Source organism: Sporosarcina ureae DSM 2281 (genome assembly GCF_000425545.1).
Classification (GTDB): domain Bacteria; phylum Bacillota; class Bacilli; order Bacillales_A; family Planococcaceae; genus Sporosarcina; species Sporosarcina ureae.
On the sequence record NZ_AUDQ01000001.1, the window covers coordinates 418,057 to 440,023 of the forward strand.

Sequence of the window (21,967 nt, forward strand, 5' to 3'; positions counted from 1 at the left end):
GGTGTTTCAGTGTTCATTGCCATTCAAGTCGATCTACATAACCACCATGTACATATAGCGATCCATACGGTGTTTTATCTGAACGGATTTTAATCCATGGATTTTCTGGTAACTGATCATTCTGGATAATGAGCGGCATGCCCACTTTTGGATAGAAATAAATCTGAAGCGACTCTTTTATTGGTTCAATTCGTGCTTTTAAATCAACGTAATTTGTTAAGCCAATCTTCAACTGATTCGCCATTTCTTTCCCACCCATCGAACGATCCATTCGATATAGATGTCCGCCGATCTTAGAACCCCAGTACGGATCGGAAGCGTATTTAACGTTCATGCCAACCGCTTTATTTCCAAAATTCGTACCGTTTGCATATGCAGCGTTCGGTGGTAAATAGTTTCTGTTCAAGAACGAATCGACTAGCTCTTGGATGTTTTCACTCACCGATGCAAAGACTTGATTGGATGGATCATCATCTGTCACATACAAACCGAATAAGTTATTATTGTCCAACGCGCGCTTACTTAGACCGTACTGACTTTCATGTTGTGCCAATGCTAAAATATGCATCGCATTCACATGACTTTCTCGTTCGATACGTTTTAGCTCGGTTCCTAATCCAATCAACTTACTTCTTGTCGTAGCGTCTTTATAAATTGTGTAGTTAGGATAATATTCTTCTAGACTTCGTAACTGCTTCATAATATACGCATCCAACTCTTCAGCCGTATAGCGCGTCATGCTACGCATCGGTAAGTATTGGAAGTATTGATGCGCCGTGCCAATCAAAGCACCCGTTTCATTATGGAAATGACTGCCATCCGTGCTGTAATACCTAATTCCTTCTTGCATGAAGTTTGGGGCAGCACCCATTTCATATGAAGCAAACGTCTTTGTCTTATGAGAGTAAATCGAGTGATGGAGTGAACCATTCACCACTTTATAGTGTGTGCGATCCGTTACAGTCTGGCTCGGTAGCATCGTCGCATTTTGTGGTTTGATGTAAAAGTTTCTTCCTGCCAATTCGACTTTTACAGAGGTCTCAGTTGAGTCAACGTACACAAGTTCCGTGTCTGCTGGGACATAGGTTTCTTCTCGTGTCAAATTTTCATTAGCATACAAAATCGTCAATGAGCTGCCACCGTATGCCACGGTCGAGATGAGCCCGCTCGGCATGTGGATGATGTTGTTTTGGAACAGCACGACTTGATTGCTATTCATACGACTTGCCGCTGCTTCAAAGCTTGGAAACTTTTCCACTATAGTTGTCGTGCCATTGGCTTGTACATTCGCCAAGTCATATGTCATTCCCGCTTTAATGGAAAATGTTTTAGTAACCGATGCTTTTAATGGTTTGCCATCGGTATTATGCACGGCTTGCGTAATATGTAATGTGTAAGTTTCACCACTACGATAATTTCCTGCTGGCGGTGCAATATGTACTTTCTGGTCGGAGTCTGAGTAGGTTATTTCATTGTTCTGCGTAACTCCTTTAGAATCCGTAATATAAATCGATTTTTTGTTGACCGTATTTTTATTTACTGGTTTATTGAACGTGACAGTCCACGGCTTGTCCGGATTCTGGTCAGGCGAATGGTCCTCCCAAGTAGCTGCTTTAGTGGATAGCGTCATCGCGAAAGTGAGCAGAAAGACGATGACAGTAGTTGTAAGTAGTTTCGTCATAGATTTCAAATCTAGCAACCTCCTTTTAGTGTCAATTATACAGGTTATTGCTAGATTTGACAGGAAGTTTGGAAAAATTGGTACATAGTTTTGAATTCGGTGTTGTAGCGGAGTAATTGACATTTTTTACACGGGGATATGGGTAGAATGTGCTTTTAGTTTGGATGTTTATTTTTGGAATGCTCAATAAAATATTTATGCGCTCTATCTAACTAGTGATTCGCTCTATGATATGTGGTGAGCGCTCTATGGCGTGAGATATCCGCTCTATTGCGGGCCCTAAGCGCTCTATCACACCGACTATACGCTCTATAATGGCCCGCAATCGCTCTATAGCACAGGCTATACGCTCTATGACACGCGATTCCGGCTCTATAGTGTCACCCGCTCTATCACACACGGCTTCCGCTCTACTGCGGGCCCTAAGCGCTCTATCACACCGGCTATACGCTCTATAATGGCCGGCAATCGCTCTATAGCACGGGCTATCCGCTCTATGACAAGCAATTCCGGCTCTATAGTGTCCACCCGCTCTATCTAACTGGTGATTCGCTCTATGATATGTGGTGAGCGCTCTATGGCGTGAGTTATCCGCTCTATTGCGGGCCCTAAGCGCTCTATCACACCGACTATACGCTCTATAATGGCCCGCAACCGCTCAATCACACGCCATATCCGCTCAATCCCCCCCCCCGCCCCACTCCCTCCATAAAACAAAAAAGCCCCCCAGCCAAAAAAAACTGGCCAGAGAGCTCCCCTCAAACTAAAACTCACACTTACTCTTTAATTAACTCCAAATCAACTGGAATATCCGCCTCTACATCTTCACCGTTCAACAGAGCAACCGCTGCTTCCATTGCCTTGACCCCGATTTCCTCGGGCTTCTGAGCAATCGTTGCGGACAACTTACCATCTTTGACAGATGCTACAGCGTCGTCTGTTGCGTCAAATCCAATGACCGGAATATCCTTGCCCGCTGACTGAATGGCTTCTAACGCACCTAACGCCATCTCATCATTATGCGCGAATACGCCTTGGATGTCTGGGTTAGCTTGCAAAATATTCTCCATTACTGTCAAACCTTCTGCACGGTTAAAGTTTGCTGTTTGTTTCGCCACGATATTCACCTTGCCGTCAACCGCTTCGTTAAAGCCGGCTCCACGGTCACGCGCTGCGGATGAACCTGAGATTCCTTCAAGTTCTGCTACTTGCGGTTGATCTTCGCCAAGTAACTCGAGCAGGTATTCTCCAGCTAACACACCGCCTGCTTTATTATCCGAGGCAATATGAGAAACGACTTCTCCACCTTCTGCTCTGCGGTCTACTGTGATGACTGGAACGTTCGAGCCGTTTGCTGATTCCACTGCAGATACAACCGCTTCAGAATCCGTAGGGTTAATGATTAACAAATCTACACCTTGTTGGATTAAATCTTCTACGTCACTCGCTTGTTTAGACGCATCATCTTGTGCATCGACAACGATCACTTCAGATCCAGACTCTTTCGCCTGTTCCTTCACACCTTCACTCAATGTCACGAAGAATGGATTGTTAAGCGTCGATACGGAAAGACCGACTTTATACACTTTGTCGCCATCATTTCCAGCCTCGCCTTGATCATCTGATGAAGAATTTGAACCGGGTTGCTCTAATGAACAAGCAGCCAAAACAAGCACGATGGCCATAAGTAGTAACCATTTGATATTTTTCATACAATTCACATCTCCTTATGCGGTTTTTTTGCGATCTAAGAGTACTGCAATTAATATAACTGCACCCTTAACTACCTGTTGGAAGAAAGAGGATACGCCTATCAAATTCAAACCATTATTCAAGACACCTATAATCAATGCACCGATTAATGTACCGACAATCCAACCGCGACCGCCAGTCAAGCTTGTCCCGCCAAGTACAACGGCCGCAATCGCATCGAGTTCAAACATATTACCCGCTGTTGGCTGTGCGGAGTTTAGACGTGACGTCAAAATAAGTGACGCGATTGCCGTTAGACCACCTGCCAATGAATAGACATAAATCTTCACTCGATCGACATTAATTCCAGAAAGACGTGACGCTTCTTCATTGCCACCGACCGCATACACACGGCGTCCAAATGTCGTTTTCTTCAATATAAAGTACAGCACTGCAAAGGAGATCGCCATCGTGATGACCGGAACCGGAATACCGAAAATATATCCTTTTCCGAGCATTTGGAATGTGAATGAATCGCCAAGTCCTGAAATCGGGCGTCCTTTAGTATAGACTAAAGTCAATCCGCGGAAAATCGTCATCGTCGCGAGTGTTGCGATAAATGGTGCGACCTTCCCTTTCGCAATAATCAATCCGTTGATTGCACCGAGCAGCACACCTAGTAATACGCCGAGTAGCATAGCTAAAATCGGATCCATACCGCCTGACATCATACCTGCTGTCACGGCACCGGTTAACGCGAGAATCGATCCAACTGATAAATCAATTCCACCTGTCAAAATAACAAACGTCATCCCGAACGCAATCAATGCGTTAATTGACACTTGACGCAATACGTTGAACAAGTTGTTCAGCGTTAAAAAACTTGGACTCATAATGGAAATAATGACCACGATCAATAATAAACCAATGAACGGTCCTAATTTCTGTAATGACGATTTCATATTAGTCTTGGACAACTTTGTCACCTCCTGTTGCAAAATGCATAATTCGTTCTTGTGTCATTTCCTCTTTCGGTATATCTGCCATCAATTGACCTTCATGCATGACGAGCACGCGGTCTGCCATCCCGATCACTTCCGGTAGTTCGGATGAAATCATCACAATCGCGACTCCACGCTCAGCCAATTCATTGATGATGCTGTAAATTTCTTTCTTCGCACCCACGTCGACACCTCTTGTAGGTTCATCCAAAAACAGAATATCTGGCTCAATACCAAGCCATTTTGCGATGACGACCTTTTGCTGATTACCACCACTCAATGACTTGACGATTTGTTCTGGTCCAGACGTGCGAACACCGAGACGTTTAGACATCATGTCATACAACTGACTTTCTTTCGTTCGTTGAATGACACCTGAATTTGAAATTCGGTTGAAGTTTGTCAGGCACATATTTTCCCGAACCGAAAAATCGAGAATCAACCCTTCAGTTTTCCGGTCTTCTGTGACATATCCGATCCCAAGCTTTTTCGCTTGCAACGGATTTGAAATAATCACTTGCTCCCCATCAATGAAAATCTTGCCCGCAGTCGGTTTCTTAAAGCCGAAAATCGATTGAATCACTTCCGTACGCCCCGCACCCATCAATCCGGCAATACCGACGATTTCACCTTTTCGCACTTCAAACGATACATCTTCAAAATAGTCATTGCGCGAGAGACTTTCTACTTTTAGTTTCACATCGCCAATTTCACACGCTCGTGCTGGGAATCGTTCACCCAATTCACGTCCAACCATCATCTGCACAATTTCTTCAAACGTCGTGTCCTTTATATTCCGCACACCGACGTATTGACCGTCCCGTAATATAGTAATACGATCGCACATCGCGAAAATCTCTTCCATCCGATGTGATATATAAACGAATGAAACGCCTTCCGCTTGCAATGCTCGAACAGTTTTAAATAACGTTTTGATTTCACGATCCGTCAATGCTGCAGTCGGCTCATCCATAATAATTAATTCTGCATTAGAAGAAACCGCCTTCGCAATCTCAATAATCTGCTGTTTACCAACAGATAAATCACGCGTGATGGTCCGCGCATCAACATGCAAGCCTAACTTCGACAGAATTTCTTCTGCTTGACGATTCATCTCTTTCGTCTTCAAAATCCCGCTTTTCCCGAATGTCTTTTCATTACCTAAAAAGAAGTTCTCTGCAACGGTCAAGTCAGGTAAAATATTGAGCTCTTGGTGAATGACCGCAATTCCCGCTGCTTCAGCTTCCTTGGCGTTCTTAAACTCCACTTTCTTACCTTTGACCGAGATCTCTCCTGAATCACGCGTATAGATCCCTGTCAAAATCTTCATCATCGTAGATTTCCCTGCACCGTTCTCTCCCATGAGCGCATGGATTTCACCTTTGACTACATTAAATTCCACATTGTCGAGTACTTTATTTCCATTGAAACTTTTCGATATCCCGCTCATCGCAATCATCTCTGCACACCCACTTTCAGAATATGACGCCTGACTGGACGATAATATTGGCATAAGGTGTCGCCTCTCCTGTACGAATAATCACTTTCGATTGTCTTGATCGTTCTTTTAATTGATCATGTGTCAGCTCATCTATCGGACATTCTAGTTGTGTAATTTCACTATAGACTGTAGGATTCTCTTCTTTTATTTCACTTGCAATATATACTTTTTCTGCTTGAAAGTCTTTCAGTAATTCCAATAATATCTCCGTGAATTCAGGTTTTCCAATCGTATACGAAAGATCGATACACGGAACACCTTCAGGAATCGGCAGACCGCAATCTGCAATCGTCAATTGATCAGTGTGACCCATTTTAGCCAGCACAGCCGCAATATCGCGATTGATTATGCCGTGCTTTTTCATCGACTCTCCTCCAAACGTGCTGCCACTTCTTCAAATGAAGGCATGCCGCCTTGTGCGCCGAACTTCTCTACGGAAAGTGAAGCGGCCGCATTCGCGAAACGAACTGCTCGTTCCAGTTCCATCCCCGCTACTATTCCATGTGCAAGCGCTCCGTTAAACGTATCACCCGCACCTGTCGTATCCACGGCATGTGTCTTAAAGCCTTCTACTATGACATGCTTTTCTCCATCAAAGAATCGTGCGCCGTCATTACCTAGCGTAATAATTAAACGGTTCGGGTACTTCTCTAACGCACTCACCATGTCCATGCCGAAGATTTGTTCACATTCCGTTTCATTCGGCGTTAAATACGTAATCGAGGGCATCATGTCAAGTTCGAATCCACGCGCTGGAGCAGGATTCAACATCACCGGAACGCCAATGGCTTGGCACTTCGCTAATGTATAAACGACAGTAGGAATTGGTATTTCCAATTGAAGCATTACCAAGTCGCTACGTTTGATGAGATCTTCTATTTCGTCAATATGTGCTGGCATCAACAAAGAGTTAGCACCCGGTACGACGATAATCCGATTATCGCCTTCGGACAGCAAAATATTCGCAATGCCGGAAGCCCCGTCCACAGTAGCTACACCGGTGACGCCGACTGTATTCTGTTGCAGATTATTCACAATACTCGTACCGAATAAATCATTTCCCACACACGCAACCATATGTGTTTCACTACCCAGTCGTGCTGCAGCAATTGCCTGATTCGCACCTTTTCCACCTGGCACTGTGTCGAACACATTTCCAAGAACCGTCTCTCCCTGGTTCGGGAAGTTTTCCGCGCCAACTACCAAATCCATATTGGCACTGCCAATTACCGTTATCATCATGCTTCACTCCTCGTTGTTTGGCGAATGAGCAACTCTGCCGGAATCAGTACTTCACGTTCCGTCAGCTCTTGCCCTTTAATTAATTCAATGAGCATCCTCGCTGCCATGGCACCCATTCTATATAAGTCCTGCGCTACCGTCGTTAAGCCTGGTGTTAATTGGCTCGCAAGCATCGTTCCATCATATCCAACGATTTGAAGCTGATTCGGTACATGAATACCCGCTGAATACGCGGCTTTCATTGCACCTGCTGCGGTCACGTCGCTGCTCGCAAAAATCCCATCAATTGACACTTCTTGCAAAATCTTTTTCACCATCGTTTCCGCTATATCAAAATGGAAGGGACATTCAATAATATGTGTTTCTATATTCTTCCCCTTTACCGCATCCATGAATCCAGCAAATCGATCATCAGCAGGACCTAATCCTGAAGGCCCGCGCATACAAAGAATGTTTCGGCAACCGCTATCCAATAAATGCTCAGTTCCTATACGAGCGCCTTCGCGGTTATCCGTCGCAATATACGGTATCGACGAATGAATTCTTCGATCGATTGCTACAATGGGGATATCCAGCCCCATATAATGCTCCGCTTCTACATGATTCGACGCAACAATAAACCCCGCCACATATTTCTGTTGCAGAGTCTTTACATAATTAATTTCCTTTTCAAGATCCTCATCCGAGTTACACAAAATCAACGTGTATCCGTACGCCAGCGCAACATCTTCAATCGCACGCGCCAGTTCCGGAAAAAACGGATTGACGATATCCGGAACAATCAAGCCAATAAAAGTAGATTGCTTCGTACTAAGAGAACGCGCAATCATACTAGGCTGATAGTTCAACTCCTCCACCGCCTTAGCAATCACCCGTTTCGCCTCTTCACTTATGTATCCTTTATTATTTAAATAGCGTGAAACAGTCGCAACTGAAACTCCAGCAGCTTTAGCCACATCCCGTATATTCGCCAACTATTTCACCTACATTCTGTTCTATGTGGTACCGGTTACACATAATGATAACAGACGGAGTTTTTTAGTGTCAATAGCGAAGTGGATTTAGGTGGGAGTAGGGTTTATTGAGTGAATATTGGGTTAGATTGTGGGGTTGTTGTGAGGATTTACTAGGCGGGATTGAGCGGTTATACAGCTGTTTAGAGCGGATAGCGTGATACATTGAGCGGGTATGACTGCTGCATAGAGCGCTCGTGGACTTGGATTGAGCGGATAGCGCGGGCGATAGAGCGCTTAGGCCGACACTTTGAGCGCTCGCGGACAGGCTTTGAGCGGATGGCGCGAGCGATAGAGCGCTTCGACCAACACATAGAGCGCTCGTGGACTTGGATTGAGCGGATAGCGCGGGCGATAGAGCGCTTGAGACGACACATTGAGTGCTCGCGGATATGGTTTGAGCGGATGGCGTGAGCGATAGAGCGCTTGAGACGACACATTGAGCGCTCGCGGACAGGCTTTGAGCGGATAGCACGGGCTATTGAGCGCTTTAGCCGAAACAAAGAGCGCTCGCGGACATCCTTTGAGCGGATACACAACTAAATCCTAACGGAAACAATAGAGCATAAATCAAGATGTCTTGTTTATACATATCTATAGAGGTAAAATAAAAATAGAGTCGTAGATATAATCCATAGAGGAGAGATCTGCATGATGAATTCTCGAGAAAACGAAAAAGTCCAATATGAATTACCTGTGGACTTGCGAAAGAGTATTGATTACGTCAGTGGCAACTTATTTATTACAAATCAGCGCTTCATCTTCCAGCCATACAATATGCATTTTCAACGAGATATTTTGGAGTTCGATATTGCCGACATCAATAATATCGATTCTTCCTACGTGTTAGGTATTGTGCCGAATGGAATTACGGTCGAGTTAAAAGATGGAAGTCTGCATACATTTGTTTTAGAAAGTTCACTATTTGTGAAATGTGATGATATTATCAAGACCGTTTGGGATTTGATGTGAGAAGTGAGTTTCTAAATGTTTTGTAAATCAAATACAATTTCACAAAATTGAATATTGGGAATCCTCTTGTGTTTGCTCTATCTTTATTAGTACACTAAGTATAGCGAATCACTGAATTGAATTATAAGAGGTGCATGTTTATGAAGATACCTGAACAGGAAATGAATCTAGAACTAGAAAAACTTCAGACTGAGAATAAGTACTTAAAAATGATAGTACAAAATTATTTGCCAGAATTTCAAATCAAAGAATCTGCTAGTTTAGTTACCTATACTTCAACAGCACAACAGAAAGTTCAATTATTTCAAAGTGTATTTCGGGGTAGAACCGATGTATATGCAACTAGATGGAAGTTGGAGGATGGTAAGAGCGGATATTCACCAGTTCGTCGGAATAAGGTCAATACCCCTCTTACAGATCAAACAATTTATGATCATTTAAGTGGTAAGCACATTGTTGGTCTATATCCCTTGTTAATAGATAACTCTTGTTGGTTTCTTGTTTTAGACTTTGACAAAAAGAATTGGCAGGATGATGTACTTGCATTCGTAAATGTTTGTAGAAGTATTCAGCTTCCTTTTAGTATTGAAAGATCCCGCTCTGGTAATGGAACACATGTATGGTTCTTCTTTTCAGAAGCCTTACCTTCCTCTTTAGCTCGCACTCTCGGCAAAGCACTGATTGCACATGCGGATAAGAAAACATCTGCTGAGTTAGATTCTTTTGATCGTTTATTTCCAAGTCAGGATTCTCTTGCAAATACTAGAAGCCTAGGAAACCTAATCGCCCTACCACTACAACGTTATGCCCGAGATCTTGGCAATAGCGTTTTTGTTAATGAAGCCTTTCAACCATTTGAAGATCAGTGGCTTTATTTATCTTGTTTAAATAAAGTGGATAAGAATATGATTTACAAATACCTTCAGTTACTTAATGTGCAAGTTCCCGCTAATAATGCCACTGATTATCCAACTACTCTACAAGCTATTAAAAAGAACGGCATTCATTTCAGATTGGAAGAACTTCCTGATTCACTTACATCACAACTCGAAAGTTTAGCTTCTTTTGGAAACCCTGAGTATTTTAAAGCAAGAGCAAAGAGATTGTCTACATATACCATACCTTCAACGATTGAAGGTTTTGATAAAACTACTTCTCATTTAATCCTTCCAAGAGGATGTGAGCAGGCTATCCAGGACTTAATGTCTTCTAAGGGAATTGAATTAGATTGGATAGATGAACGTTTTTCAGGAAGCCCAATTGAGACAAACTTCAACGGAACCCTATCTTCACAACAAGTAGACGCACTTCGACAGTTGCAAGCCCATGATGGCGGTGTATTAGCAGCCGCCACTGGATTCGGAAAAACCGTGACAGCAGCTGCTCTTATCGCTGAGCAAAAAGTAAATACCCTTATCATAGTGAACCGTAAACAATTAATGAATCAATGGATTGATCAGCTCTCATTGTTTCTAGACTCAACCCGTAAGGAAATAGGCCAATTTGGCGGTGGAAAACGGAAGCCTACAGGAAAAATTGATGTAGCCACCATACAAACATTGACCTCTAACGGAATTGATCCTATTATCACCCAATACGGTCAAGTTATTATAGATGAATGCCATCATCTATCTGCTTATACTTCTGAACAATTAATGAAGATGGTTCGAGCGAAACATGTATATGGTCTTACAGCTACGCCGGCTCGTAAAGATGGACTTCACCCAATAATTACGATGCAATGTGGTCCAATTTTATATAAAACAGATGCTAAAGAACAGGCCCTAGTTCGCCCTTTTCATCATCTTATCTTTGAAAGAAAAACCTCTTATAAAAATACATCTGATAACATTCAACAAATGTACAATGAAATGGCTGAGGATAATAAGAGAAATGGACTTATTTTCGAAGACGCGCTTTTAGCATTAGAGGAAGGTATGACACCATTAATTCTGACCGAACGAATAAATCATGTACATATACTTCATAGTTTGTTTAAGGGATTCGCAAAAAATATTATCGTTCTTTCCGGAGAACTCTCAAAAAAAGAACAAGAGAAGGCATTAAACTTCATCCGGGATCTACCGAGCGAAGAAGAACTCTTAATTATAGCGACAGGAAAATATATAGGTGAAGGATTTGATTTTCCACGATTAAATGCGCTGTTTCTAACTATGCCAATCTCTTGGAAGGGTTTATTAACTCAATACGTAGGACGGTTACACCGTAATCACTCTGAAAAACAGGAAGTACGCGTATATGATTATATTGACCAAAAGGTTCCTGCCCTTATAAATATGTCTAAAAAGCGCTCCAAGGGCTTTAGGGATTTAGGCTATGTTAATGGGACAAGTGAGAATAGTAATTCGGAGCAAATGAAGTTATTTTAATGTAGTAGCTTCAAAAAAATCATATAATTGAGTGCTCTAAATCTAATTACATATAAAAAGACTGTACAATAAGTTAGTAAAACCACTTTCTGTACAGTCTTTTTCCATCACATCACAATATTACTTTCCTTCGCCTTCTCAATAAACTTATCACTCGATTTATTAAAGAACTTCTTCAATCCAAGCCCTGCTACGAGCGCTAACGCGAAGTAGATGGACAGGTAGAGTATTTGTTTTAACGCTACTGCCCAGATAATTCCGCCAATGGATTCACGCAATAACGTGATCGCATGTGTGAAGGGCATAAATGCAGAAATCTTTTGGAAGAATTCTGGTGCCATTTGGATAGGGAATGTACCTCCTGATGCACCGAGCTGCATGACCATCAAAACGATCGCGATAACTTTACCAGTGTTACCGAATACGGACACGAGTGTGTACACGATGGAAACGAATACGACACTGATCAGTACACCGAATAATACAAACGGTAGTTTATTCACGACGTAGACATTCATGATGAATAATTCACCTAGCGTAACGATCAATGATTGAACCGTGCCAATCCCCGCGAAGATAATCAACCGTCCAAGATACGTTTGATAACTCTTGAATCGTGTCTTTTCTCGGATATCGACTTTCAGCGTGGATACCATGAGCAATGCGCCCACCCACAATGAAAGTGTCGTATAGAATGGGCTCATGGCTGAACCGTAGTTTGGAATCGGATATAACGCATGTTCATTCAAGACAACCGGTTCAGCGAGAAACTTACTGACGCCTATTGGATCCGTTGAGAGAACATCCAATAATTTATCCAAGTCTCCTTCGTCTTCTAACTTGCGGATTTTCTCTGCCATCGTTTCAATCGTTTCACGAGCTTCTGGGAAGAGTTCCTGAGCTTTCGCCAAATCTTTTTTGCCAAGTGCCACGCCTTCTTCCGCTTTTTCAAGTGCAGAACGCAGACGTGGAATCCGTCCATTTACTTCATCCAGTACATCGGACACATCATACAACGCATTGGTTGCATCACGCATCGCGGATTTATACTTTCTCGTCAAATCACTATTGACGAAATCGATAGCTTCCCCAACCGAACGATCCAATTCTCCGGATACACGATCGACTTCAGCTAAATGCTTTTTACCGTTCGCTTTTGATTCATTGATTCGACCAACTAAGCCGTCAACGGATGAATGGGCAGATGACAAGCTGTCTTGAACCGTTTTGATTCGCTCAATTTCAGCAGACAGTTTATCCGAATTAATGAATTTCTCAAGATCTGTTAATCCATTGTTAATGGAGCTAATTGCCGTTAGTCCATTATCAATCCGGCCAACCATTTTTTGAAGAGCACCGATCGTAACCTCAGGATTTTCCGCTGTCTCTAGCAACCCTGCAAGCTTCTCATCAATTTCTGTCTTCGATGCTTGGAGTTCATTGAACCGATCGCGCAGTCCTTCATCGAAAGTTTGTAGTTGTTCAATCGCATCTCCAATCGCTTGTTGGCTATTTGCATCAAATTGATTCCGTGCATCCGCAATCTTTTGCTGACTCGCCTGTAGCTGTCCTTGAAGTTGATTCAACAACTCGAGGCTCGGTTTCTCCCCTTTATTGACGGCAGCTTGCACTTTATCGATGGCTTGTTTAGTCGACGATAACTGATCACGTAACGCGACGAATCGCTGTTGCAGACCGACAATTTGGTCACTGCCCGTCACATTACCTGCAGCTTCTAAAACGGAAATCACCGAATCCACTTTACCAATTTGACTTTCTATCGCAGTGGACATACTGTCGAGTTGTTCTTGGTATTTGCTGAAATCAATGGATTCACGCTTATTGATCAAGCCTTGAACAACTTCCTGCGCATTGCCATTCACTTTGGTCCCACGATCCAATAAGCCCGTGATATTAGCGGAAAGCTCATTCAACTGCTTCATAAGCTTTTCAGTTTGCGGTGATAATACATTTTCGTAATTGCCTTTGATTTTTTCCATATCTTCAGCGAGTTTATCGGACAACGCTTGTGTTTGCGTTATCAAATCAGTTGCTGGGTTCTTACCGCTCTGCAAATCTTTAATATTCGTTGAGTCTTTTAGATTCTGATCCTGTTTTTTCAAATAATCGTAAATATCATCTAATCGGGCATTCGTATCTTCTAATTTGTCTTGCTTATCCCGTAGCGAGTCGACAATACGATCGACATCTTCTCCTTTACCTGACAGCTCACTCGTCAAATCGGGTACTTTGCGGAATGCTGTTTGTGCACTCTCCAAGTTAGACGTAATGACACGCAATGTGTGATCCACGGTCTTTTCATTCTCTTGCAACTTACTAATCAGCCGTGCGTTTAACTTTTTCGCATTGGCATGCACTACATTGACGTCGTCAAGCACGACATCTACGCGATCAATAGAAGTATCTGCAAAATCCAAGCCTTTATCTACCATCTGTAATTTCGAATAAATATCTGGAATGTCATATTCTAATTGATAAATTAAATCACGTAGCTTTTCGATATTCCCACGATTGTCTTCAAGTTCTACTCCCAGATTATTGAATACTTTGATGACTGCTTCATTCGCTTGTTCAACGAATGTTTTATCAATATTTTCTACTATTGCAGATGCACCTTTACCCGCTACTTTAGGGGAAATCGCATTAATTTTTTCATTGATATAATAATCTAATGTCGGCTTCTTCATATCGTCGGTGACGACACTGCTTAAATTCTCCGAAAAGTCTTTTGGAATGATGATCGCAGCATAATAATCCCCGTGCTTCACGCCTTTTAACGCTTCGTCTTTCGTTACGAACTGCCAGCCGAGATCATCGTTATTGGTCAGCGAGACAATCACTTCATCTCCGACATTGAATTCTTTGTCCTCAATCTTCGCCCCTACGTCTTCACTGACGATTGCGACTTCCACACCTTCCGTATTGGAATACGGATCCCACGAAGCGAGGATGTTCATCCAAGCATAAAGGGAAGGCAGAAAAGCAATCGCCGCAATGACAATGAGTGCTGCTTTATTCTTGAAGATATTCCGGAGATCCCGTCTGACTATAAACCATATTTTATTCATTTCGTATAAACCCTCACTCTATATTCCGTCATGCGCACGTCAAACTAACAAACTGGAGAAGATCGTACCGTTCAAAATGTCTGTTATTTGCTTCTCCGTCAGCTGTTCATCATGCGTTTTTGACCAATCATTAACTAGTGCTAAATATGATCTGAATAAAAGGAAAGCAATCAGTTCGCTGTCACATGGCTTCAATTCACCTTTTGCGACACCGCGCTCAATCTTTCCTGCAATGAACTTCAATATTTCCTTCTCTATAGAAGTTAACGCATCTCCTACAGCAGGTGTACGCAACTCTTTCTCTTCTTCAATCAATTTAATGAATAGCTGATGCGTCTCGCGAAACTTCAGCAACTGCATAATACGTGCATGGGCATTTTCCTGAAAAGATGCTCCTTCTTTAGCAGTTCGTTCGGAGACGTTTTTCATTTCTTCAACCATTTTCCAAACAATCGAATGAAATAACTCTTCCTTATTTGAGAAAAATGTATAGATTGTGCCCTTCCCCACATTCGCAATCTTAGCGACCCGGTCCATCGTTGTCGCTTTATATCCGAACATCGAAAATGATTTTTCAGCTGCCAACATAATTTCTTCTCTGCGATCCATTATGACACTTCCTTTAAAAGTGACCGAAATACCATTTCGGTCTGCTAGTCATTATACTACATAGATTGATGAATGAATGCAAGATATTGCACAAAAAAACTATCATACAAGTCATATTTTATGACTTGTATGATAGTCTACAATTTTATTTGATTACAAATACTTTTCGAATAGGTTCTTTAATCACTTTCCCATTTGCTGACTTTACTTCGGTAATCGTCAAATAGTATAGCTCGCCTTTAGTATAGCTAGTAATCGGCTTGATCTTTAACGACTTTCCATCTTCTCCAAGCGTTGTAGAAACCTGAACGATTTCGCCCGCTGCATTTTGAACGACTACTTTATCTAAGTTCGCACGATCATTCTGTAATGTACCTGAAAATTTGATATTCCATTCTTTCGTTGCTTCAATTTTACTTACCGTTTCGAAATAATTATACAGTTGATCATTATTGAGCACTACCGCTTGTACTATTCCTGCAGGCAGTTCAAGACCTTTTAGCGCATCCAGTACTTCGCCCGTCTCCCCAATTTGAACGATCATAATTCCGTCTACCACTTCTATTTTCTCTACTTTGGCAGGTTGGAATTCTCCTGTCTTTTCATCTTTCAGTTGAATTTGAAGCTTTCCATCCGTAATGGTTGCTTTTACGTTTTCAGGTGCTTCGACTGAGTGTTCAGGTGTAGGATTCCAATCATCCCCTAAATCTGCACCCAAGTTCGTTGTATACTGCCAGCGTAAAATATCATCCTTCTGTAATTCATAAATTCCTGCACCATACTGCGGGAACTCCCCATTGACTGAATACATCCAGCCGCTAAGCGGTCCGCCATCAAATTCACCTAAATTATTTATACTCTTCACGTAAATAGTTGGACCTACACCAGTAAATTTGATTGGTATGGAGAGATTTTCTACTTCACGTTTTAATGCCGTGAATGCCGTATCTCCAGATTCAATTTTCAACTGTTTCGGGCTGATAATATCCCCAGTCCCCATTGTCCGTGTTTCTACAGAAAATGTTATATACTCCGGTTCAACTGGCGGCTCTACATTTCCCACTTCAGAAAATTGTTGCCATACGGATTTACCCGTTTTAACTTCTTGTAGGGCAATTAAGGATTGTTCTACTGCTTTCATATTGACCCATTGATCGGCCGGTAAAGTATAAGCAAATGCTCCATTTTTCGTTTGGAATTTGCTTAAAGCATCTAAGGGTAATTCCTCACCTTTTTGCCACTTATCCGATGTAACGTCTTCTCCTACCGCTACCAGACCTGAAATGACTGTCGCAATACTATTGGAGTTTTCTGTTCCCCAAGAGCCCCAGCCAGCTGTATCAAGTTGTTGTTTGCGCAAGGCTTGTTTTGCACGTTCAATTGCTGCATTCGCTGCACTATCATCTTGATAATTTGCTAGTGCCAGCAAGACCATTCCCGTTATATCGGGATCTGCTATGTCTGCCGCCTTTAATGAAAGTGAAAAGCCACCCTTATCTTTTTCTTGATTTAATATATGTTGTAACGCTTTCTCTTTTGTTGTGTTATCCCATGTTCCTACATCTTGTCCACGCTTCTCACCTGTATCTAAAGCGAGCACCGCCCAGACGTGTTTATTTATAGCACCGATCGATCCGTCTGTTTTTTGTTGTGCTGCTAGCTCTGCATAAAGATTTCGTTTAGTTTCCCATGCAGTAGATGGATCTTTTCCTACTGCTAGCAAACCGAAGATATAGCGAATATGATGCGTATCTGCTTCATCTTTCTGTAATCCTGGATCTTTAGTGAGCCAATCTGGGAATTGTGCTGTACCATCGCTTAATTGTAAACTAGACGCACCCAATGCAACCAATTCTGTCCAACTAATTCCAGGCATACCCCATCTAAAATTATCTTTATTATATCTCTCCACTTCATAGAAACGTAACGTATCCGCAAGCATATCGTCTACCGTACGAATAACTTCTGGTATAGCCGGAGTATTATTTGCAGTAGTGTTTACATTCGACTGCACTGCTTTAGCAAGTCCAGTTATTGATAACGTTACATTTGGTACTTCGCCTTGCACATGTAGAAGTACTTTCTGGTTACTATCAACTGTAACGGAGCCAACTGTTAGGTCACTGTTACCTACAGTCCAATTACTAGCATCTGAAGCCGCTTCCGTAAACGTATCCCCACTTAATTTGATTTCAATAGTCGGATCCTTGTCGCCGACTTTCAATTTTGTCATGGATTTGAGAACTGCATTACGTTTATAGAAAATATGAATCTTATCATTGTCGTTTACTGCTTTATCGATAAATGAAGTAGATGATTCTTCATTTAAATCAACAACCCACTGATCAGTGCCATGTAAGCTTCCATTTTGAACGTTGTTAATCGATACAAAATTTTCTCTCAGTTGATCCAGCTCGTAAGGAATATTTTGTTCTTTTAACAACTGTTCAACAACTTGTACAATCGTATCGCCTGTTTCGAATGCCACTGCAGTATCTGCAAGAATCGGTGCATCTACCCCATCGACTTTCACGTTGGCTGTAGGTTGTTCTGCTTTTAAAGCAATTCGATTCCAAACAGAACTTCCTGCTTTAATATCCGCCAGCGCAAGTAAAACTTGTTCTGTTGCCATTAAATTAGCACTCTTATCAGTCACTTTCCACTTATAAGACCCGTCTTCAAACTGAAAACCTTTTATTGCATCTACTACTGTCTGATCGCCTACATGCCACTTTTCTGCTAGTATATCTTCATTTACTGCAGCTAGACCCCAAATCGCTGTCGCTGTGGAGTTGGCATTATCGCCCATTCCAAAATTACCTGGAGAATTAAACCCACCCGTCGTTAAGTCTAGTTGTCTAGCTCGTAATAAATCCTTCGTTCTTTCAATAACTGCATCTGCCGCTTCTTCCCCTTGATAAGTAGACAACGCGATCATGCCCATACCTGTCATATCTGGATCGGAAACTGGACCAAAGAATGAATATCCACCATCTTCATTTTGGTTATCGATTAAGAATTGTAGCGCTTTTTGTTTCTTATCTGTATTCCACTCACCTAAGTCGGCTCCTAGACGTTCGCCTGTATCCATCGCAAGCAAGGCCCACATATGTTTATTAATGCCGCCAAATGAGCCTGTCTCTTCGTTTTGTTGCGATGCTAATTCCGCATAAAGATTACGATTCGTTTCCCATGCATCGGCTGGATCTTCGTTCATTGCAAGCAATCCGAAGATAAAGCGAATATGATCTGTACCATAATGTATAGGTTCTAGATAATCTGGATCTTCTTTTTGCCATTCCGGTAATATCCACTCGCCATCATTCAGGTCTTCACCTGCTGCGTAAAGTCCTACTAATGTTTGCCACGAATCCAATTTCTTTTCTTTATTTTTATAAAATTGAACGGTTTTAGCTAATAATTCTTCCACATCTGCCTGCTCGGCAACCTTTGCTTTGGTTTTCTCTACTCCTGTATCAACTGCTTGTACTGTCGGAGTTACAAACGACAACACCAACATCAAACTTAGCAATACAGATAATGTCTTGCTTACTCGACTACCTTTCCTCAACGACTCCTACCCCCTATTTTTCTCAATAAAAAAATCCCGCCTCCGGAAAGAGACAAGGATGGATGGATGCGTGTTTAGAAATACATAATACAACACAACATACACACCTTTTCCCGGAAGGCTGTAAGCATTGTATTATGGTAAGTCTCCTGACTTTTGGATACGAACGCAACTTCAACCTTCCCAGTATGAATACCAGTGGTTGTCTGAAGTCACTTTCCAATTACAGTGGCCGGACCGTTCAGGATTTTCACCTGATTCCTTTTTACGTCTTGCAAATTAGCAAGACACCAAAATACGCTATAAACTACCCTTAATCATAATGAGTCGACAAAACAATTGCAATAGCGAGATTTTTGACGTGTAGGATATTTTCCAACCCCCTATAAATGACCAATTTATTCCTGTCCTATCTTGACTATCTATTCAGACTATGTAACGATAAGATATGGATAAACACTAGGGGTGCTGTTGCTGAGAGAGGCGTTCGCCTTAACCCTCGAACCTGCTCTAGATAATACTAGCGGAGGGAAGTGGACGTATGACGGATTTCGACCGTACTATGCAACCGCTTCGCACAGAGAAGTGGTTTTTTTGTGTGTATTTTTTGAAGAAATGAGAAGTGGTACGAATGATGACGAATAAGGTTTTAGAGTTTACGAATGTATCTTTTCATTATCAAGCAACCAATGCTTCGAAACCAACTGCAATTTTTGACCAAGTCGATTGGCATGTACATGAAGGCGAATTTGTCAGCATCATTGGACCAAGTGGTTACGGGAAAAGCACTTTATTCCGACTGGTCACCGGTCTAGAGAATCCTGACAGTGGTGAGATTTCATTGAACGGAGAAGTGACAACGAAGCGATTGGGCAAAGTCGGCTATATGCCGCAGCAAGACTTACTCATGCCGTGGCGAACGATTCTTGAAAATGTCCAATTACCAGTGGAACTTCAAGGTGGTAAACCTACTGCCGATCAGATCATCCAGCTACTCGCTGATTTCGGACTGGCAGGCGAAGAAAACGCCTATCCTGGAAATTTATCAGGCGGGATGCGACAACGGGTTTCCTTTTTACGAACGATCCTGACCGGCTCCAATGTTTTATTGCTGGACGAGCCATTCAGCGCACTCGATGCAATCACACGGCTGACGATGCAAGAGTGGCTGATCGATCAATGGCAAAAGCTCGATAAAACGATCGTCTTCATCACACATGATATCGACGAAGCTTTATTTCTATCCGATCGCATCTTTGTACTCGCTGAAAGACCAGTACAGACGATTCGTGAAGTCATCGTGCCTCTCAGCCGACCACGTACTATGCGAGACTTGGCACGGCCTGAACTGATGGAACTGAAGGAGCAACTTATTAGCGAGCTTCGTTCGGAGGCGCGGCTATGAAGAAAATCACTTCGTATAGTTGGTCTATACTTTTCGTTACGATCTTACTGGGCCTATGGGAAATTAGCGCACGTCTTTACGACAAAAGCTTTCTCTTCCCATCCCCTTCAGCGATTCTGATCAGATTATGGGAGTTAAAAACGGAGCTGTTTATCCACCACTTACCTCCGACTGCTTTAACTATCTTAATCGGCTTATCGATTTCAATCATGCTCGGATCCACACTGGCAATTGCGATGTATAGTAAGAAACCGATCGAGCAGGCGTTTTACCCTATCCTGATCGCATCGCAAACGATTCCGGTCATCGCGCTCGCACCGATTTTCGTCTTATGGTTCGGCTACAGCATTTGGAGTAAAGTCGCGGTTACGGTACTGATTACTTTTTTCCCGATTACCGTCAGCGTTTTCGACGGCTTGCGCTCTTCTGATAGAAATTTACGTGAATTAATGCTAACAATGGGTGCGTCCGCAAAAGATATCTTCTATAAACTAGACCTACCTTCCGCTTTGCCATCTTTTTTCTCTGGACTCAAAGTGGCGGTCACACTGAGTGTAATCGGTGCGGCCATTGGGGAATGGCTAGGTGCTCAGGCAGGACTTGGATACTTCAGCAGAAGAATGATGACGCAATTTGACAGTGCCGCCGTATTCGCACCGATCGTCTTGCTTTCTGCAGTAGGCATTATCTTCTTTCTACTCGTCGTCGTATTGGAAAAACACTTTTTACAATGGAGGAATCACCAATGAGAAAACGTCTGTTCCTTAGCATCATTTTTCTTCTTGTACTGCTAGCTGGGTGCAATAATGATAAAACTCCCGCAGAAAACGAAGAGACACCGAACAATGAAAAGAAAAAAGTCAGCATCATGCTCGACTGGTATCCAAATGCAGTACATAGCTATATTTATGTAGCCCAGGAAAAAGGGTATTTTAATGAAGAGAACGTGGAAGTGGATATACAATTCCCTGCCAATCCGACCGATCCAATGAACTTGACCGCAGCAGGAAAAGTAACTCTTGGCCTGTATTACCAACCAGATGTCATTTTAGCGCAAGCCAATGAAGACATTCCAGTTAAAGCAATCGCTTCGATTGTGCGAGAGCCACTAAATTATACTGTCATGCTAGAGGAAAGTTCGATTCAATCACCTAAAGATCTCGAAGGTAAAACAATTGGTTATCCAGGGATTCCACTAAACGAATCTTTGATTAAAACGATGGTAACGAATGACGGTGGCGATTATGACAAAGTGAATATGATCGACGTTGGATTCGAATTGGAATCTTCACTCGTTTCAAAACGTGTTGATGCCGTGACAGGAACATTTATTAACCACGAAGTGCCTGTCATGAACTCAAAAGGCTTCAAAACGCGCTACTTTAATCCAGTAGACTATGGCGTGCCAAATTATAGTGAAATTGTGTTGTTGACGAGTGATGATACATGGGACAAAGAACAAGACGCAATCCAGGCTTTCTGGCGGGCAGCACAAAAAGGGTATGAATTTATGGTAGAACAACCCGAAGAAGCACTCGACCTCTTGCTAAGCAACCAAGATCAAGCGAACTTCCCGTTAGACAAAGCAATTGAAACGGAAAGTTTAAATGTGTTATTACCGAAGATGGATACAGACGGTGAAGCATTTGGTACGCTTGATGAAACATCTTGGGAAGAAGTGCGTGACTGGCTACATGAGATGGAATTGATCAAGACGAAACCTGAAGTGGACGATATGATTTTAGACGTCAGCACAGGTGAAATGTTTTCTAAAATAACGAAGTAACACACAAAAGGCTAT

Annotated in this window: 15 protein-coding genes and 2 riboswitches; of the genes, 5 read left to right on the forward strand and 10 right to left on the reverse strand. The window is 42.4% G+C overall.

Annotation, left to right across the window (positions count from 1 at the left end):
• Positions 1-13 precede the first annotated feature (13 nt).
• The 7 genes from H605_RS17240 to H605_RS0102040 form a co-directional block, all read right to left on the reverse strand.
• Positions 14-1,681 (reverse strand): N-acetylglucosaminidase, encoded by a 1,668-nt coding sequence (locus H605_RS17240; protein ID WP_198040317.1) that lies wholly within the window; start codon positions 1,679-1,681, stop codon positions 14-16.
• 776 nt (positions 1,682-2,457) lie between these two features.
• Positions 2,458-3,393, reverse strand: coding sequence for a ribose ABC transporter substrate-binding protein RbsB (gene rbsB, locus H605_RS0102015; RefSeq protein WP_029052656.1), 936 nt, complete (start codon positions 3,391-3,393; stop codon positions 2,458-2,460).
• Between the two features lie 15 nt (positions 3,394-3,408).
• The gene (gene rbsC / locus H605_RS0102020) at positions 3,409-4,350 is read right to left on the reverse strand and encodes a ribose ABC transporter permease (RefSeq protein ID WP_029052657.1); all 942 of its coding nucleotides are present in this window, start codon (positions 4,348-4,350) and stop codon (positions 3,409-3,411) included.
• Entirely contained in the window at positions 4,337-5,833 is a 1,497-nt protein-coding gene (locus H605_RS0102025; RefSeq protein ID WP_029052658.1) for a sugar ABC transporter ATP-binding protein, read from the reverse strand. Before H605_RS0102025 ends, rbsC begins: the two co-directional genes overlap by 14 nt.
• 16 nt (positions 5,834-5,849) lie before the next feature.
• Positions 5,850-6,239 carry a D-ribose pyranase gene (gene rbsD / locus H605_RS0102030; RefSeq protein WP_029052659.1) on the reverse strand — a complete coding sequence of 130 codons (390 nt, stop codon included), beginning with the start codon at positions 6,237-6,239 and terminating at the stop codon, positions 5,850-5,852.
• The gene (gene rbsK, locus H605_RS0102035) at positions 6,236-7,114 is read right to left on the reverse strand and encodes a ribokinase (protein WP_029052660.1); all 879 of its coding nucleotides are present in this window, start codon (positions 7,112-7,114) and stop codon (positions 6,236-6,238) included. Before rbsK ends, rbsD begins: the two co-directional genes overlap by 4 nt.
• Positions 7,114-8,091, reverse strand: coding sequence for a LacI family DNA-binding transcriptional regulator (locus H605_RS0102040; RefSeq protein WP_029052661.1), 978 nt, complete (start codon positions 8,089-8,091; stop codon positions 7,114-7,116). Before H605_RS0102040 ends, rbsK begins: the two co-directional genes overlap by 1 nt.
• A 690-nt stretch (positions 8,092-8,781) precedes the next feature.
• On the opposite strand from H605_RS0102040, the gene H605_RS0102045 reads away from it, so the two are divergent.
• On the forward strand, positions 8,782-9,102 hold the full coding sequence (locus H605_RS0102045; RefSeq protein ID WP_029052662.1) for a GRAM domain-containing protein: 321 nt from the start codon (positions 8,782-8,784) through the stop codon (positions 9,100-9,102).
• 140 nt (positions 9,103-9,242) lie between these two features.
• On the forward strand, positions 9,243-11,492 hold the full coding sequence (locus H605_RS0102050) for a DEAD/DEAH box helicase (protein ID WP_232321197.1): 2,250 nt from the start codon (positions 9,243-9,245) through the stop codon (positions 11,490-11,492).
• A 107-nt stretch (positions 11,493-11,599) separates the two neighbouring features.
• Here the strand turns inward: H605_RS0102050 and H605_RS0102055 are convergent, their stop codons facing one another.
• From H605_RS0102055 to H605_RS18310, 3 genes are all read right to left on the reverse strand, one after another.
• Positions 11,600-14,581, reverse strand: coding sequence for a YhgE/Pip domain-containing protein (locus H605_RS0102055; protein ID WP_029052664.1), 2,982 nt, complete (start codon positions 14,579-14,581; stop codon positions 11,600-11,602).
• Between the two features lie 39 nt (positions 14,582-14,620).
• The gene (locus H605_RS0102060; protein ID WP_029052665.1) at positions 14,621-15,190 is read right to left on the reverse strand and encodes a TetR/AcrR family transcriptional regulator; all 570 of its coding nucleotides are present in this window, start codon (positions 15,188-15,190) and stop codon (positions 14,621-14,623) included.
• Positions 15,191-15,335: 145 nt separating this feature from the next.
• The gene (locus tag H605_RS18310) at positions 15,336-18,761 is read right to left on the reverse strand and encodes a DUF4430 domain-containing protein (RefSeq protein WP_029052666.1); all 3,426 of its coding nucleotides are present in this window, start codon (positions 18,759-18,761) and stop codon (positions 15,336-15,338) included.
• A 122-nt stretch (positions 18,762-18,883) separates the two neighbouring features.
• Positions 18,884-19,071: riboswitch (cobalamin riboswitch) on the reverse strand.
• Between the two features lie 141 nt (positions 19,072-19,212).
• A riboswitch (TPP riboswitch) is annotated at positions 19,213-19,310 on the forward strand.
• An 85-nt stretch (positions 19,311-19,395) separates the two neighbouring features.
• On the opposite strand from H605_RS18310, the gene H605_RS0102075 reads away from it, so the two are divergent.
• The 3 genes from H605_RS0102075 to H605_RS17250 are packed head-to-tail and all read left to right on the forward strand — an operon-like array spanning position 19,396 to position 21,952.
• Positions 19,396-20,166 carry an ABC transporter ATP-binding protein gene (locus H605_RS0102075; protein WP_029052667.1) on the forward strand — a complete coding sequence of 257 codons (771 nt, stop codon included), beginning with the start codon at positions 19,396-19,398 and terminating at the stop codon, positions 20,164-20,166.
• Positions 20,163-20,915, forward strand: a complete 753-nt coding sequence (locus H605_RS0102080; RefSeq protein ID WP_029052668.1) for an ABC transporter permease — start codon at positions 20,163-20,165, stop codon at positions 20,913-20,915. Before H605_RS0102075 ends, H605_RS0102080 begins: the two co-directional genes overlap by 4 nt.
• Entirely contained in the window at positions 20,912-21,952 is a 1,041-nt protein-coding gene (locus H605_RS17250; protein WP_037561374.1) for an ABC transporter substrate-binding protein, read from the forward strand. Before H605_RS0102080 ends, H605_RS17250 begins: the two co-directional genes overlap by 4 nt.
• Positions 21,953-21,967: the final 15 nt, after the last annotated feature.